Here is a 15,488-nt window from a genome sequence, read left to right as displayed (position 1 = left end):
CGGATGCGGCGTCGACTGCCGTTTTGGCGCAATCTGCACGTGCGCCATAAAATGGCACGACAGGTGCAGGCGGCTTTGCTAAGCTTCACAGCGATACCCGATTGTGATCATTGTCGCGTTGTTTTTAAGACTTGTTGCGGTTGCCTGCGTCTGCAGCTCTCTTTAAGAGGCCTACGATGCAATGTTTGCGTTGCGGTTGTCAGAACAGGGCGACCAATGAGTATTGCGAAGGGTGCGGGGCCTCTCTCGGAATTACGTGTGAAGCTTGCGGCCACCTGAACGGATCAAGCAGCCGCTTTTGCGGAAAGTGCGGCGCTGCGTTGACGACGGCGATTGACGCGACCCGGGTTCAGCCGTCGCACGAGCATGCGCTGAGGAGCCTGCATGCCAAGGGTGGGGAGCGGAAGCGCCTCACGATCCTTTTCGCCGATATCAGCAACTCGACGGGCATCATCGATAGCCTCGGAGATCCCGAACTGGGCATGCGGCGCTTGCAGCCGGTGCTCGACCTGATGAACGAGGCCGTTCACCGCTACGGCGGCGTCGTCAACAAGGCCCAAGGCGACGGCGTCATGGCGATGTTCGGCGCCCCGCAGCCTCATGAGGATCACGCCGTTCGGGGCTGTCTCGCGGCGCTGGCGATGCAGGATGACGTCAAGCGGCTGCATGACGTCGATATGCAAATCCGCGTCGGCGTCCATACCGGTGAGGTCGTCTTCCAGGCCATCGAGCACGGCATCTATCAAACCTATGACGCCGCGGGCGCGAACGTGCACCTCGCCAGTCGACTGGAGCACCTTGCCGAGCCCGGCACCATTCTGGTCTCGAGGGAAACCTACGCTGTCGCAAAGCAGTTCGTGGAGGTGGAGTCGCTTGGCGAGCAGGCCATTCGGGGGCTCGCGGCTCCCGTCGAGGTGCTCAGGCTGAGGGGCCTTCAGCATGCGCCGTCGAGCGGTGTATTCCGGACCGGACGACGGTTGAGTCCCTTGACCGGCCGCGCCGACGAGTTTGCGGCGCTGACGGCTGAACTCGAGAACACCCGCAAGGGAGATGGCCGGGCGGTCGGTGTCGTCGGCGAAGCCGGCATTGGAAAGAGTCGCCTTTGCTTCGAATTTGCCGAGAGTTGTCGTAGCAAGGGCATCCGCGTCTTCGAGGCGCGTGTGCTCGCGCACGGCCGCGCAACGCCGTTTCAGCCGGTGCTGGCGCTGCTTCGGGATATTTTCGGGCTTCGCATCAAGGAGGAAGCGCCGGACGTTTCGCGCCGCCGTATCTTCGACCGGCTGGCGGCAATGCCGGTCTCCGATCATCTGGCACCCGTGCTGCTGGAATTCCTCGGTCTGGCGGACCCGCACCAGCCCGCGCCGAAACTGGATCCCAAGGCCCGCAAGGCCCAATTGCTCGATTTCGTCGGCGAACTGGTACGCGCCGCACCTCGTGACAATGTGACGGTCGTCCTGATCGACGATCTGCACTGGATCGATCCGGCGAGCGAGGAGTTCGTCGAGGCCCTTGCCGACGCCGTGGTCGGAACCACGACGATGCTGCTGGTCAATTTCAGGGCCGGATTGAGCGCGCCGCTGATGCAGCGGTCGCATTATCGGCAGATCAACATGGCTCCGCTTGGGCCCGCGGAGGCGCAATCGATCTTGCGCGATCATTTTGGTACCGACCCGTCGCTGGCGCTGTTGAGCCGGAACATCGTCGAGCGCGCGCACGGCAATCCGTTCTTCCTGGAAGAGCTCATGAGCGCCCTCGTCGAGCGCGGCGATTTCGAGGGCGAGAAGGGCGCGTACCGGCTGAAGGGCGGCATCGACACAATTCCGCTTCCGACGACCGTGCAGGCCGTGGTCGCGGCGCGCATCGATCGCCTCGACGAACACGCCAAAAGAGCCCTCGAGGTCGCTTCGGTTGCCGGGCGCGAGATTTCGTTGTCGGTTCTCGATGCCGTTGCCGGTCTGGCGAAGGCCGAGCTGCTGGAAGCCGTGGGACATTTGCGACGCGCCGAATTGCTCTACGACGTGCCTCCCTTCGAGCAGCGGCTGATCGCGTTTCGTCATCCGCTGATCCAGGAAGTCGCTTATCTGTCGCTGTTGCACGAACGGCGCCGCGAGCTTCACGCGGCCGTCGCGCAGGCGATCGAGAAGCTGTTCAAGGATCGCGCCGAGGAACGGGCGTCGCTTCTCGCCTACCACTGGGAGCATGCCGGCGAACATTTGAAGGCGGCGCAGCAGCACATGCGTGCGGCGGTTTGGGTCGGCGCGAACGATCCCAGTCAGGCCTTGCGGAGCTGGAAGAAGGTGCGTGAACTGCTGACGCACCAGCCCCCGTCGCAAATGACCGACTATCTGAAGATGATGGCCTGTGGCCAGATCGTGAATTTCGGCTGGCGCGAGGGAATTTCCGCCGCCGATGCGCAGGTCTATTTCGAGGAAGCCCGCGGCCTCGCGCTCGCGATGGGGGACCTGCGCGCCAACACGCTGATTCACGCTGCCTACGGCCGGATTTTGGCGAATGGCGGCTCGGCCGACGAATATGTCGAGCGGGTGCTGGAAGCCAAGGCGCTTGCCGACACCGGCACCGACACCAGTGTCCAGGTCACGCTGAAGGCCATTCTCTGCCACGCGCTCCGGCTCTCGGGGCGGATGTCGGAGGCGCTGCAGATGAACATGGAGGCGGCCGCGCGCGCCTCGGAGATCGTGAAGTCGGACCGGGAGACGCTTGGATTCGACGTCGAGGTCTGGTTGACCGCCATGCGCGGGCAGACGCTCGTGATGCTGGGGCGCGGGTCCGAGGCCCGGCCGCTGCTCGATCGCGTGCTGCAACTGGATGGCAGCCAGGTCGATGCCATTCACTATGTCATTCCGAGCCTCGCCTATATCGACCTCGCCTGGTCCGAAGGCGACGTCGGACTGGCCCAGCACCACGCCGATCGCGCCTTCTCGCTCGCGGTCAAGAGCGGCAATCCGTATTTGCGCGTCTACGCTCAGGCCAGCCGCGGCCTGTCCCATATGGTGGCAGGTCGGATCACATCATCGATCGAGGACCTGACGGCCGCGCTCGACTTCGCGCGAACCCGCAAGGCCGGCCTTGAAAACGAAGCACGGATTCTCGCCGATCTGGCGAACGCGTATCGGCAGAAAGGAGATGCGGCGGCAGCGTTGTCCGCCGTCGACGAGGCGATTGCGGTTGCGGTCAAGCGGCACGCGCGCATTCCGGAATGTCTTGCCCGATCGGTTCGCGCCGATCTGCTGTTGCGCTCCGGGCGGAGCGATGAGGCCGAGGAGGGCACGAAGGAGCTGGACCGCGCGACCGCGCTGCTTCACGAGACCGGCGCGATGATCTTCGCGCCCTTTGTCGGTGGCGCGGGAAAGACGGTCAAAGCGAGTCGAAGTTCGAACGAAGCCAATAATAATTGAGTTGCGAGTGAAATTGTTCTGATCCCATTCGGATGATCTCATGTTGTTCGCGAATGTGACGAGCGAACCGGTCGGCAAAGGAAGCGCCCGCGCGTGCAGGGACGCGCTCCTTTGCGACATCCTGGCCGATTTCAGGCGTGCGTTTCCCGATCTGCTTTTCGAGCTCGACGAAGGCAGCGCAACCGTCAATGCTCAGGCCTTCATTCGTGGCAACGACCGCGTCGTGCGGATCTATGGCGGACTGGCTTACCACGCGGCGATGAACGCCGATGGCCTGGTCTTCGCCCTGCTTCACGAAGTCGGACACCATCTGTCGAAAGGCGGCCGGCTCGCCGCCAATTCCGAGCTCGGTTGCGAGTGCGCGGCGGACCGCTGGATTCTCGCCAAGGGCGCAGCCCGGCTACGCAAGCAGACCGGGCGCACGCTCTCGATTGAGCGCGCGGTATCGAGCATCGAGCAGTTGACTGCGCTTGCCGCTTGCGGCCTGAGAGCTCGCAAGCGCGGTCCAAGCGTGTGCTGGGCCGATCATTGGCCGAGGCGCAAACATGTACTGGTTCGACCGGAAGCCGCGCCGGCAATTCCGCGGTGCTATCTGTCCAGTTTTTTACGACTGAATCAAATTGCACAAAGGGAGACGACAAATGGGTGCGCTACTTCCCGTCGGCAGCGGTCCCGACGCTGAAATCGTGGATAGGCTGAATGAGCTCTTCAGCGGCAAGGATCTGGCTACTCTTCGCAAGCACAACAAGAAGGAAAAGCTGTTTGATCCGAGCCACAGGTTACGGCGCGTGGCGTTCCGCATCGGTGCCTATCCGAGCAAGGATTACGGGAAGGATGATGCCAAGCGGAAATGGTTCTTCTTTCTCCATCATGTGCTGCCTCAGGAGACGCAAGAGGCGATCAAGAAGATCCTGGGCGACGCGATGACCCGAACCGCGATCAAGGCGGTGAAGTTCTCGGTCGAGGAAAACAGCGTGGTGACTCATCCGCATCTGTTTCCGAGCAACAACGAGCCACTCGCGAACTACCTGAATGGGGCCGGTACCGCCTATCTTGTCCATCTGGTCGTGCAAGGGCCGATGGATGACAGCGCCGAAGATCCGCCAGGCGACAACGACCCGGACAGCGGTGAACAGCCGATCGCCTGGCCCGAGCTTTCGCTCCGCAGGCCAACGTTCAGGCGCGCCAAATCAGGCGGCGGGAAGGGCGCCGGCAAGAAGAAAGCCGTCAGCAAGAAGAAGGCAGCCAAAAAGGCGGCCAAGCGTCCGCGCAAGCGTTGACGACGCGATCATAGCGGTTGATTGTGGCGGCAAGGGTCGACGGATGCGTCGGCCCTTCTGTCTCCAGGTCGTCCTGAAATCTGGCTGGTGGCAGCGCCTGCTGCCGGCTGCCCAAAGTCCGCTACGGCGCCGGTCCAGCCTGTTCCGTTGCGGATGGAATGCTGCGTCCGATGCGACTTCCCTTTTTCTACGGCTGGATCATCGTCGCGGTGACCTTCGTCACCATGGCGATCGGCGTCAACGCGCGTACGGCGTTCTCGCTGTTCTATCCGCCGATCATCTCGGAATTCGGCTGGGAGCGCGGCATCACGGCGGGCGCCTTCTCGTTCGGCTTTGTCGCCTCGGCGATCGCAAGTCCGCTGATCGGCCGGTTGATGGACCGCGGCGGTCCGCGCGCGGTGATGGAGCTTGGCGTGCTCTTGATGGGCTCGGGCCTGCTGCTGGCGCCGCTGACGACGCAGCCCTGGCACCTCTATCTCACGATCGGCGTGCTGGTCGGCGCTGGCAGCGTCTGCCTCGGCTATTCCGGACAATCGTTGTTCGTGCCGAACTGGTTCCTCCGCCGCCGTGGACTTGCGATCGGGCTCGCCTTCGCCGGCGTCGGCATCGGCTCGGTGACGCTGCTGCCGTGGGTGCAGCACATGATCGAGCACACCGGCTGGCGCACCGCCTGCACCGCAATGGGGATCGTGGTGCTGGTCGTGCTGGCGCCGATCAATCTCTTGCTGCACAAGCGGCCGGAGGACATCGGCCTGCAGCCCGACGGCGATGCTGCGCCGACGGCGACGTCAGCCAGGCCGGCATCGAATATCGTCGACCCCGTGTGGGCCGGCACCGATTGGACGCTGTCGCGTGCGCTGCGCACCGCGCGGTTCTGGTGGATCGCGATCGGTTATTTCTGCGGCCTGTACATCTGGTACGCGGTGCAGGTGCATCAGACCAAATTCCTGCTCGACATCGGCTTCAGCTCCAGCGTCAGCGTCTGGGCGCTTGGCGTCGTCAGCCTGCTCGGCATTCCCGGCCAGATCTGGCTCGGGCATCTCTCCGATCGGATCGGCCGCGAATGGGTGTGGGCGATCTCCTGCTTCGGCTTCGTGATCTGCTTCGCCGCGCTCGCCGCCTTGAAATACTGGCCGAACATGGCGTTGATCTATCTCATGGTCTTCACCCAGGGCGCGCTCGGTTATGGCCTGACATCCGTGATGGGACCGGTCGTGCTGGAGATCTTCCAGGGCAAGCATTACGGCAGCATCTTCGGCACCGTGATGCTGGCTGCGCTCGCCGGCGGCGCTGCGGGCCCCTGGATCACCGGCCAGCTCTATGATCTCTCGGGCAGCTATACCAGCGCCTTCCTGCTCGGGATCGCCGTCAGCCTGCTGTCGGCATTTGCGATCTGGCAGGCCTCGCCCCGCAAGGTCCGCGCCGTCGCCGGACAGGTGCACAAGGTCGCAAGCGCGGCCTGACGCGTCAGGCCGACGAAACGCCGATGGCGCGCTGCAGGTCGGTGATCGCGCGCAGGCAGCTGTCGGCGGGGGTGGTTTCCGGATCGATCAGGCGGTGCAGGCGGAAACCATCTTCCAGCGCCAGCACGATCGCTCCGGTCCAATCCGGATCGAGTCTGCCGTTCCGGCCGCTGTTCTTCTGCGCAGTCGTGACAATGTCGGCGATCAGCTTGCGCCGCGCGCGCAGACGTTTGGCGAGCTCGGGCCGGCGCTTCTCGGCGCGCGCCACGAACAGGATCATCTCCATGTGCAGGAGAGGGGAGCGGCCGAGCGGATCCTGCCGGCTGCGATCCATGGTGCGCAGCGCTTCGAGGAAGTCGGCCAGGTTGCTGTGCCGGGCGAGCAAGTCGAGATTGCGCCGGATCGATTGCTCGACGTGATCCTCGAGCATCGCGAAGATCAGCTCGTCCTTGCTCTTGAAGTTCGAATAGAAGGCGCCGCGGGAGAAGCCCGCCGCGGCCGCGATCGCCTCGATGCTGGCGCCGCCGATGCCCTGTTCCTCGAACACCCGCGCCGCAGCCTCGAACAGCTTCTCGCAGGTGTCGTCCCGTGTCGGTCTGGTTCGAACCCTTGACATCGGCGCATTTTAGGGCAGAATGCAACTCGATACAAGAGTGTATCGAGTTGCATTCGACAGAACCAGAACAGCCGCATCCGTGATGATGCGGTCTTGAGGATGACACCAGGGCACGCCAGGCTTTAAGGCCCAGGCGTAGCGTGCGAACGAGGTCACCATGAACGAGCAAGTTCAGCCGGCGAGCGGCGAGCCGCTTTTCAATCCACTGGCGCCTGAATTCATTCGCAATCCCTATCCGTATTACGAGCGGCTGCGCCGCCTCGATCCGATGCATGTCAATGTGCACGGCGCTTTCGTCGCCAGCCGGCACGCCGAGGCGAGCCTCGTGCTGCGCGACAAGCGGTTCGGCAAGGATTTTGCGGAGCGCTCGATCCGCCGCTACGGTCCGAAGATCATGGAGGAGCCGGTCTTCCGCAGCATGAGCCACTGGATGCTGCAGCAAGATCCGCCCGACCACACCCGTCTGCGCGGCCTTGTCGTCAAGGCCTTCACCGCGCGGCGAGTCGAGGACATGCGGCCGCGCATCCAGCACGTCGTCGACGAGACGCTGGATCGCATCATTCCGCAAGGCAAGATGGACCTGATCGAGGATTTCGCGTTCCGCCTGCCGGTCACCATCATCTGCGACATGCTCGGCATCCCCGAGGAACACCGCGAGGCCTTCTACAACGGTTCGCGCGATGGCGGCCGCATCCTCGAGCCGGTGCCGCTGACCCCCGAGGAAATCAAGCAGGGCAACGCCGCCAATGCGATGGCGGCGATGTATTTCCATCAGCTGTTCGAGCTGCGCCGCAAGCAACCCGGCGACGACCTCACCACCCAGCTGGTGCAGGCCGAAGAGGACGGCCAGAAGCTCACCAACGAGGAACTGACCGGCAACATCATCCTGCTGTTCGGCGCCGGCCACGAGACGACCGTGAACCTGATCGGCAACGGCCTGCTGGCGCTGTTCCGCAACCCGGACCAACTCGCGCTGCTGAAGGCCAATCCCGGCCTGATCACCAATGCGATCGAGGAGTTCCTGCGTTACGATTCCTCGGTGCAGCTGACCGGCCGTGTCGCGCTGGAAGACATCGACGACCTCGGTGGCAAGCGCATCCCGAAGGGCGAGAGCGTGCTGTGCCTCCTGGGCTCGGCCAATCACGACGAGGCTGTCTACCCCGACCACCCCGAAAGGCTCGACATCCGGCGGCCGAACGTCAAGCCGCTGTCGTTCGGCGGCGGCATCCATTTCTGCCTCGGCGCCCAGCTGGCGCGGATCGAGGCCGAGATCGCGATCTCGACACTGCTCCGCCGGATTCCCGACCTGCGGCTCGATGACGCGGAAAATCCGGAGTGGCGGCCGACCTTCGTGCTGCGCGGGCTGAAGCGGCTGCCGGCGAGCTGGTGACGTTCCCGCAGGTCAGCGATCCGCGGCGGCGCCGGCACACGCACGCTTGAACGGGAAATCAACCATCTGTCCAGAGTCCCAGCAGTAAACCGGCTGTGACTTCGCCGTACTTGTCTCTATATTTGGGTTGCTCCGGCCAGAGGTTGGCAAAGGGTTCAGCATGAGGAGGCTGCCCCGGAGCTGGCTCAAAGGGAGACACCGTGCAGACGACGCTGCTCGGCCTGGCAATTGCCTTCATTCTTGCACTGGTCGCGGCGCTGGTCGGTCCATATTTCGTTGACTGGAACCAGTTCCGGCCGCAGTTCGAGGCGGAGGCGTCCAAGATCATCGGCGTGCCGATTCGCGTCGCCGGCAATCTCGACGCGCGGCTGCTGCCGGCACCCTCGCTGCGGTTGAAGACGGTCACCGTCGGCGGCGCCAACGACCTCCGCAAGATTCGGGCTGCCAATCTCGACGTGGAGTTCAGCCTGAGCTCGCTGATGCGCGGCGAGTGGCGCGCGAACGAGCTCACCATCAACGGCGTGTCGCTCGATCTCGGGCTGGACCCGAAAGGGCGGATCGACTGGTCGCCGTCGAGCGGGAGCTTCAACCTCGCTTCGCTGGCGATCGACCGGCTCAACCTGACCGGCCGCATCGCGCTGCATGATGCAGCGAGCCGCAGCACGCTCGAGCTCAACGACATTGCCTTCAGTGGCGACGTCCGCTCGCTTGCCGGCGCGATCCGGGGTGACGGCAATTTCATGTTCGACGGCAACCGCTACCCGTTTCGGGTCTCCTCGGGGCAGAGCGCCGATGGCAGCGGCACTCGCCTGCACTTCAGCATCGATCCCGGGCAGCGGCCGGTGTCGGCCGATCTCGACGGCATCCTGACATTCGAGGCCCGCGCGCCGCGGTTCGAGGGCACGCTGACGCTGGCGGGTGCGCCCGGTCAGCGCGGCGGCGATGCGCCGCCATGGCGGATCGCGGCCAAGGTGAAATCGGATTATTCGGCGGCGCGGCTCGACCAGATCGACGTGAGCTATGGCGCCGAGGATCGTGCGCTGAAGCTCGCCGGCAATGGCGATCTGCGTTTCGGTGCGTCGCCGCTGCTGCGCGCCTCGCTTACGGCGCGGCAGCTCGACGGCGACAAGTTCGCCGCCAAGGATAGCAGCAATGGCAATGTCGAGCCGGTCCGCGTGCTGCCGGCGATGCGCGCGCTGTTGTCGGGTCTTCCGCAAAGCCCGATACCGGCGCAGGTGGAGCTGGCATCCGAGCAGATCATGCTCGGCGGCCGTCCATTGCAGGACATCTCGGCGGAGCTGCGATCGGATGCGAAATCATGGACGGTGCGCCGGCTGGAATTTCGCGCGCCGGGATCCACGCGGGTCTCGATGAGCGGTGCCAGCGCGCAAGCTGGAGCGGCGAACAGCTTCAAGACCGCGCTCAACATCGAATCGTCCGATCCCGACGCGCTGATGACCTGGCTGCAGGGGCGCGGCGACGCCACCTATCGCAGCCAGAGGCCGCTGCGTTTGCGCGGCGACGTCATGGTGTCACCATCGGGCTTTTCGATCGATGCGATGAAGGCGGAGATCGAAAGCGGCACGCTCGAGGGCCGCGTCGCGGTTACGTACCGCGAGGCAACCAGCGGCTCGAAGGTCGAGGCGCAGTTGAAGGCGGATCGGCTCGATCTCGACGCGACCGCGGCATTGATCCGCTCACTGGCCGGTCCGCAAGGCGAATGGCCCGACGAGGCGCAGCTGTCGCTCGACGTCGGGCGCGCGGTCTCTTCCGGGCAGGAATTGCGGCCGCTGCTGGCGAAGATCGCCTATAGCCCGAAGAATATCGTGCTCGAGCGCGTCAAGATCGGCCAGCCCGACAATGTCACGCTGGACGGCAGCGGCAATTTCGACCGCGCCAATTCGACCGGCAAGCTCGCGGTCGACGCGACCGCCGCGTCGCTTGGCCGGCTGACCGCTGTGGTTCAGCCGTTCGCGCCGGCGCTGGCGGCGCGGCTTGGCGTGCTCCGCGCGGATGCCGGCCCGGTTCGCGCCAGGCTCGCGCTCGACCTCGGCAAGGGCAAGGCTGCCGACCGCGTCAGCGCGCGCGCGACGCTCGATCTCGACACGCCGCAGCTCAAGGGCAATACGGTGATTTCGGTGACGCCACAGGTGGCCGCGATCCGTGCGCTGGATTTCGATGCACTTCGCCGCAACGAGGTTGCAGCGGAGACGAAATTCTCGGCAGGCGATGGCAACGCTTTGCTGGCGCTGCTTGGGCTTGACCATGCGGTCGCAGCCGGTGCCGGTTCGACGCAATTCGAGGGCACGGCGATCGGCGCGTGGGGCACGCCGTTGCGGCTGAAGGCAAGGCTCTGGGGCGCAGGGCTCGATGCGGATGCCGAAGGGACCGCGGAGCCTTGGACCAAGGACGGGGCCAACGCGGGCAAATCGAGCATCAGCCTCCGCGTCCGCAGCGCCGACATCAGTCCGCTGCTCAGTCTGAAGCCAGCCGATCCGGTTGCAAACATCCGCCTGTCGTCGAAGCTCACGCTCGCGGGCGACAGGCTGACCTTCGACGATCTGGACAGCATCATCGCCGGTTCACGGCTGCGCGGTCATCTGGCGCTGACGCTCGCCGATCAGAAAAGCGTCGACGGCGAAGTCGGTCTCGATCAGATCACGCTGGCGCCGATTTTCGCGGCCGCGATCGGCGCGGCCGGTCACGATGCGACGGAGCCGCTCGGCCAGGGCCTCACAAGCGCCTGGCGCGGCAAGGTCACGTTCGAAGCGCTGCACGGTCTGCTGCCGGGGGGCGCCGAGCTGCAGCCGGTCAGCGGCACCATCAGGTCGGACGGGCAATCGCTGACCTTCGACGGCATCAAGGGCAAGATCGGCGGTGGCGAGGCGACCGCCACCATCGATGCGCGACAGGGCGCCAACGGACTTGCGCTCAGCGCCAATGTGCAGCTGTCCGGCATCGACAGTTCAGCCTTGCACTACCGCAGTCTCGCGATGCCCAAGGGACGCGCCTCGATGCAGATGACGCTGTTGACGCAGGGCCGCAGTGCCTCGGCGTTGACCGGCGCGCTGTCCGGCAGCGGCACCGTGACGCTGGAGGGGCTGAGCCTTCCGGGCCTCGATCCGCGCGCCTTCGAGGTTGCGATCCGCGCCAGCGATTCCGGGCAGGCGACCGACGACACGCGGCTGCGGCAGATCGTCGAACCGGTGCTCGCGAGCGGCGCGCTGTCGATTGCTTCGGCGCAAATCCCCTTCAACATCCGCGACGGCCGCCTCCGGGTCGGCGCCACCACGCTCGCGGCGAACGGTGCCAATGCGACCGTATCCGGCGGCTACGACATTCCGGCCGACCAGGCCGACATCCGCGCCGCCCTGGCATCGACGCAGGTCGGCACGGCCAACAGCCGACCGGAAATCCAGTTGCTTGCCGTGGGCACGCCCGACGGATTGTCGCGTAGCATCGACATTGCGGCGCTGTCGTCGTGGCTTGCGGTGCGCGCGATCGACCGGGAGACCAAGCGGCTCGACGCCATCGAGCGCGGCGAACCGGCGCCGCCGCCGACCCAAACGGCGCTTCCGCATCCGGCCGAGCCGGCGCCGGATGCATCCAACCCGAATTCGGCAGGCATGCCTTCCGCCAACTTGCCGGGGCCTGGTCCTGATCCGCGCCGCGTGCCGGCGAAGCCGAAGATCGTTGCGCCGCGGCCGCCGACTGTCCCGCCGGCCGCCACCGCGCCCGCCATTGCGCCGCCCGCATCGCTTGCGAGCCAGCCGCAACTGGCGCCGCTGCCGCCGCCGATCGAGGTCAAGCCGGCGCCCGGCGCGGCCAGGCCAAAGCCGCTGCGGCCCCCGCTGTCGCTGACGCCGCAGGTCGCCAATCCACCGCAGCGGCCGGCGATGCAGAACTAAACGCGCTTTCAAGCGAAGTGGGCACCGGTTCGCGTCAAGACAGCGCGTCAAACGAAGCGCTGGCTCATGATCGGTGCTGGAGAATATTGATCAGCTTGCCGAAGGGATCGCGGACGAAGAAGCGCCGCACGCCCCACGGCTCGTCCGCCGGTCCGTATTCGATCGCGATGCAGGCTGCCTTCATTCGGCGCAGGGCCTCGTCGAGATCGTCAACCTCAATGGAGAGATCAGGCACCGGCGTGCCGGAGCCACCTTCGGAAGCGAAGCTGATTTGAGCCTGCATTGTTTCGGATGAGCCATAAGTCGCAACCCAACCGAAATCCATCAGTGGCTCGAGGCCAAGCACGTCGCGATAAAACGACTTCGCTGCCGCTGTGTCCGGTGCAGCAACGTTCGCGACGATCCGATTGACCTTCATGCTGAGCCCGCGCAGCGGAACGACCGTCTACTGGTGGCGAGGGTCGGAGAGGGCCGTCAGGCCTGCTGACGCGTGTCAACCTGTTGCGGCCTGACATCCGTGGGCACCGCCGGCGTGGCGCGCGAGCGGAAGTAGTCGAGCACGAACAGCCGGATCGCGGAGGACAAATTGCCCTGCTGACGGTTGTTGTCGATCTCGCCGACCAACTCCGACAGCGTCATGTTCCGCAGACCGGAAATCTCCTTCATGCCATTCCAGAAGGCTTCTTCGAGGCTGACGCTGGTCTTGTGTCCGGCGACGACAATCGAGCGCTTGACGACGGGAGACTTCATGATGCGTCTCCATTTTCGATGCGGTGCTGATCGAGCACACGCGCGTTGCGCTCGCCGAGGAATTCGTCACGCGCTCGTTCGGATTTGGTGCGACCGAATAGCGCACGATTGGCTTCGGCCTGCTTCGCTGCTTGTTCGCGCTCACCGCGCTTCTTGAATCGTTTCAAGTTGACCACGTCGCCCATGCTCGTCGTCCTCATCGTCCCCAGAGCGGAATTGGTGATGCATCGTGACGAAAGCAAGAGCAATTGCGCTACGCGCCCGGCTCGATATCCATCCCGAATCCCCGTTTGATGCTCTGATAGCATCAAAGAATCCGTTTCGCTCTGCGAAAACTAGACGTCTGTACCATGCGCCAGCGCAGAGCTCATAGGTAACGCGCCTTAGTCTTTAGGCGTTATGATCCATAATTATATCACGCGCGCTGACCGTAATTATCCGGACAATGCGCGCCTCGCTTTAGCCCGGGTGTGTCATTTTGTCCGGCTGCACGAGGCGATCAAATTCATCCGCGGAAACAAATCCGAGCCGCAAAGCCTCTTCCTTCAGCGTCGTTCCGCGCGCATGCGCCGACTTGGCGACCTTGGCTGCGTTGTCGTAACCGATCTTCGGTGCGAGTGCGGTGACCAGCATCAGCGAGCGCTGCATCAGTTCGTTGATGCGCTTTTCGTCGGCGCGTATTCCGACAACGCAATGCTCGGTAAATGAGCGGACAACGTCAGACAGCAACTGAATGGAATTTATCATACAGTATGCCAACACAGGCTTGTACACGTTCAACTCGAAATGGCCCTGGCTGCCGGCGACGGTGATCGTGGTCTGATTGCCGAACACCTGGCAGCAGACCATGGTCATGGCTTCGCACTGGGTCGGATTGACCTTGCCCGGCATGATCGACGAGCCCGGCTCGTTCTCGGGCAGGATCAACTCGCCGAGGCCCGAGCGCGGGCCCGAGCCGAGCAAGCGGATATCGTTGGCGATCTTGAACAGGCCGGTCGCCACCGAGTTGATCGCGCCGTGCACCAGCACATAGGCGTCGTTGGAAGCCAGCGCCTCGAACTTGTTGGCCGCGCTGGTGAACGGCAGCTTGGTGATCTTGGCGACGTGGCGCGCGAAGGTTTTCGCAAATCGCGGCTTCGAGTTGAGGCCGGTGCCGACGGCGGTGCCGCCCTGCGCGAGCGGAAACAGATCCTTCACCGCGACGCGCAGCCGCGCGATGCCGCTCTCGACCTGCGCGGCGTAGCCGGAGAATTCCTGGCCGAGCGTCAGCGGCGTCGCATCCTGGGTGTGGGTGCGCCCGATCTTGACGATCTTGGCAAACGCCTTCTCCTTCTTGCGCAACGCGCGAAGCAGTTCGGTGAGTGCTGGAATCAGATCGGCGACGATGCGACTCGCTGCGGCGATATGCATCGCGGTCGGAAACGAGTCGTTCGACGACTGACTCATGTTGACGTGATCGTTCGGATGAATCGGCTTCTTGGTACCAAGCTCGCCGCCGAGCATCTGGTTGGCGCGGTTGGCGATCACCTCGTTCACGTTCATGTTGCTCTGCGTGCCCGAGCCGGTCTGCCAGACCACCAGCGGGAAATTGTCGTCGAGCTTGCCTTCGATTACTTCCTTGGCTGCGCGGATGATGGCGCCGGCGCGGCGCGCATCGAGCTGGCCGAGCTCGCGATTGGTCTCCGCGGCCGCAAGCTTCACGATGCCGAGTGCATGGACGATCGCGATCGGCATGCGGTCGTGGCCGATCTTGAAATTCTGTCGCGAGCGTTCGGTCTGCGCGCCCCAGTAGCGGTCGGCGGGAACGTCGATCGGACCGAAGCTGTCGGTCTCGCTGCGGGTCTTTGCCTTGGAGGGGATCGTCGATCGAGCCATCATGCTTTCCGTGGATGCTTGCCGTTGCGTCATCAAAACGTGGCCCGGCGCGGCAACGCGACAGCGTCCGCGTGAAGGGCACGTTCATGCAGAAGGTAGGCCGCGATGACGATTTGTCATCCCGATCCCGGCAAGCATCCTACAAGGTCGAGGCGTGATCTGCGCTTAGATTATTTCTTGCGGAAGCGGTCCAGCCGCACGACCTCGGCGCCTTCGCTGGGCTTCGCGGGCTCCTGCTCGGTCTCGGCGCTCTCGGTCTCGGCCGCTGCGTGGGCCGCAGGGGCGGGCAGGGGAGAGGCCGGTGCGGTGGCGGGAGGGGCTTCTTCGGACAGTGCGTCCGAGACATCGAAGCGCAAATCGAACGGCGCGGACGGATCGAGGAAACGCGTCACCGCGGCGAACGGCACGGTCAGCCGCTCGGGAATCCCGCCGAACGACAGGCCGACCTCGAAGCGATCCTCAGTCACCACCAGATCCCAGAACTGGTGCTGCAGGATGATGGTCATCTCCTCCGGATACTGCGCGAGCAGCCGGGGCGACAGCTTCACGCCGTCGCCGTGCGACAGGAAGGTGATGTAGAAATGGTGCTCACCTGGCAGGCCATGTTCGGCGGCGTCGGACAACACCCGGCGCAGCACCCCGCGCAGCGCATCGCGCGCCAGCACGTCATATCGGATGTGATCGGTCGCCATGGTGATCCTGTCGCTTCGAAAATGCCCGCCGGGGCGGCGCCGGACCGTCCGACTCGCCTTTTGCCATGCTACCCCGCCGGGAGCCGGAAATCAGCAGG

Annotated in this window: 12 protein-coding genes; 6 read left to right on the top strand and 6 right to left on the bottom strand. The window is 64.6% G+C overall.

Annotation, left to right across the window (positions count from 1 at the left end; all coding sequences use genetic code 11):
• Window positions 1–176: 176 nt before the first annotated feature.
• From ACVMB1_RS21915 to ACVMB1_RS21900, 4 genes are all read left to right on the top strand, one after another.
• The gene (locus ACVMB1_RS21915) at window positions 177–3,416 is read left to right on the top strand and encodes an adenylate/guanylate cyclase domain-containing protein (protein WP_076824188.1); all 3,240 of its coding nucleotides are present in this window, start codon (window positions 177–179) and stop codon (window positions 3,414–3,416) included.
• A gap of 40 nt (window positions 3,417–3,456) precedes the next feature.
• Complete coding sequence (locus ACVMB1_RS21910) at window positions 3,457–4,098, top strand: hypothetical protein (RefSeq protein WP_076824191.1); 642 nt, start codon at window positions 3,457–3,459, stop codon at window positions 4,096–4,098.
• Window positions 4,058–4,696: a hypothetical protein gene (locus ACVMB1_RS21905; protein WP_076824193.1), complete on the top strand. Its 639-nt coding sequence runs from the start codon at window positions 4,058–4,060 to the stop codon at window positions 4,694–4,696. Before ACVMB1_RS21910 ends, ACVMB1_RS21905 begins: the two co-directional genes overlap by 41 nt.
• A 170-nt stretch (window positions 4,697–4,866) precedes the next feature.
• Entirely contained in the window at window positions 4,867–6,159 is a 1,293-nt protein-coding gene (locus tag ACVMB1_RS21900; protein WP_141341109.1) for an MFS transporter, read from the top strand.
• A gap of 4 nt (window positions 6,160–6,163) precedes the next feature.
• Here the strand turns inward: ACVMB1_RS21900 and ACVMB1_RS21895 are convergent, their stop codons facing one another.
• Window positions 6,164–6,775: a TetR/AcrR family transcriptional regulator gene (locus ACVMB1_RS21895; RefSeq protein ID WP_057015033.1), complete on the bottom strand. Its 612-nt coding sequence runs from the start codon at window positions 6,773–6,775 to the stop codon at window positions 6,164–6,166.
• A 157-nt stretch (window positions 6,776–6,932) separates the two neighbouring features.
• On the opposite strand from ACVMB1_RS21895, the gene ACVMB1_RS21890 reads away from it, so the two are divergent.
• Entirely contained in the window at window positions 6,933–8,165 is a 1,233-nt protein-coding gene (locus tag ACVMB1_RS21890) for a cytochrome P450 (RefSeq protein ID WP_028332498.1), read from the top strand.
• A gap of 200 nt (window positions 8,166–8,365) precedes the next feature.
• Window positions 8,366–12,073, top strand: a complete 3,708-nt coding sequence (locus ACVMB1_RS21885) for an AsmA family protein (RefSeq protein ID WP_253589638.1) — start codon at window positions 8,366–8,368, stop codon at window positions 12,071–12,073.
• A 64-nt stretch (window positions 12,074–12,137) separates the two neighbouring features.
• Here the strand turns inward: ACVMB1_RS21885 and ACVMB1_RS21880 are convergent, their stop codons facing one another.
• The 5 genes from ACVMB1_RS21880 to ACVMB1_RS21860 form a co-directional block, all read right to left on the bottom strand.
• Window positions 12,138–12,491 (bottom strand): VOC family protein, encoded by a 354-nt coding sequence (locus ACVMB1_RS21880; RefSeq protein WP_076824248.1) that lies wholly within the window; start codon window positions 12,489–12,491, stop codon window positions 12,138–12,140.
• Window positions 12,492–12,547: 56 nt separating this feature from the next.
• Window positions 12,548–12,823: a ribbon-helix-helix domain-containing protein gene (locus ACVMB1_RS21875; protein WP_024580116.1), complete on the bottom strand. Its 276-nt coding sequence runs from the start codon at window positions 12,821–12,823 to the stop codon at window positions 12,548–12,550.
• A complete protein-coding gene (locus ACVMB1_RS21870; RefSeq protein WP_016841076.1) occupies window positions 12,820–13,008 on the bottom strand; it encodes a DUF4169 family protein in 189 nt (62 codons plus the stop codon). Before ACVMB1_RS21870 ends, ACVMB1_RS21875 begins: the two co-directional genes overlap by 4 nt.
• Window positions 13,009–13,282: 274 nt before the next feature.
• Window positions 13,283–14,701, bottom strand: a complete 1,419-nt coding sequence (gene fumC / locus ACVMB1_RS21865) for a class II fumarate hydratase (RefSeq protein WP_194295303.1) — start codon at window positions 14,699–14,701, stop codon at window positions 13,283–13,285.
• A 167-nt stretch (window positions 14,702–14,868) separates the two neighbouring features.
• On the bottom strand, window positions 14,869–15,390 hold the full coding sequence (locus ACVMB1_RS21860; RefSeq protein WP_057015035.1) for an SspB family protein: 522 nt from the start codon (window positions 15,388–15,390) through the stop codon (window positions 14,869–14,871).
• Between the last annotated feature and the right edge of the window lie 98 nt (window positions 15,391–15,488).

The organism is Bradyrhizobium sp. USDA 4504, from assembly GCF_054063995.1.
The sequence above is the reverse complement of the archived record's forward strand: the minus strand, read 5'-3'. Positions and strand labels throughout refer to the sequence as shown.

Excerpts from the sequence above, each read along its gene's own strand:
- ACVMB1_RS21915 (WP_076824188.1), top strand. The coding sequence starts at position 177 with ATGCAATGTTTGCGTTGCGGTTGTCAGAACAGGGCGACCAATGAGTAT.
- ACVMB1_RS21910 (WP_076824191.1), top strand. The coding sequence starts at position 3,457 with ATGTTGTTCGCGAATGTGACGAGCGAACCGGTCGGCAAAGGAAGCGCC.
- ACVMB1_RS21905 (WP_076824193.1), top strand. The coding sequence starts at position 4,058 with ATGGGTGCGCTACTTCCCGTCGGCAGCGGTCCCGACGCTGAAATCGTG.
- ACVMB1_RS21900 (WP_141341109.1), top strand. The coding sequence starts at position 4,867 with ATGCGACTTCCCTTTTTCTACGGCTGGATCATCGTCGCGGTGACCTTC.
- ACVMB1_RS21895 (WP_057015033.1), bottom strand. The coding sequence starts at position 6,775 with ATGTCAAGGGTTCGAACCAGACCGACACGGGACGACACCTGCGAGAAG.
- ACVMB1_RS21890 (WP_028332498.1), top strand. The coding sequence starts at position 6,933 with ATGAACGAGCAAGTTCAGCCGGCGAGCGGCGAGCCGCTTTTCAATCCA.
- ACVMB1_RS21880 (WP_076824248.1), bottom strand. The coding sequence starts at position 12,491 with ATGAAGGTCAATCGGATCGTCGCGAACGTTGCTGCACCGGACACAGCG.
- ACVMB1_RS21875 (WP_024580116.1), bottom strand. The coding sequence starts at position 12,823 with ATGAAGTCTCCCGTCGTCAAGCGCTCGATTGTCGTCGCCGGACACAAG.
- ACVMB1_RS21870 (WP_016841076.1), bottom strand. The coding sequence starts at position 13,008 with ATGGGCGACGTGGTCAACTTGAAACGATTCAAGAAGCGCGGTGAGCGC.
- fumC (WP_194295303.1), bottom strand. The coding sequence starts at position 14,701 with ATGATGGCTCGATCGACGATCCCCTCCAAGGCAAAGACCCGCAGCGAG.
- ACVMB1_RS21860 (WP_057015035.1), bottom strand. The coding sequence starts at position 15,390 with ATGGCGACCGATCACATCCGATATGACGTGCTGGCGCGCGATGCGCTG.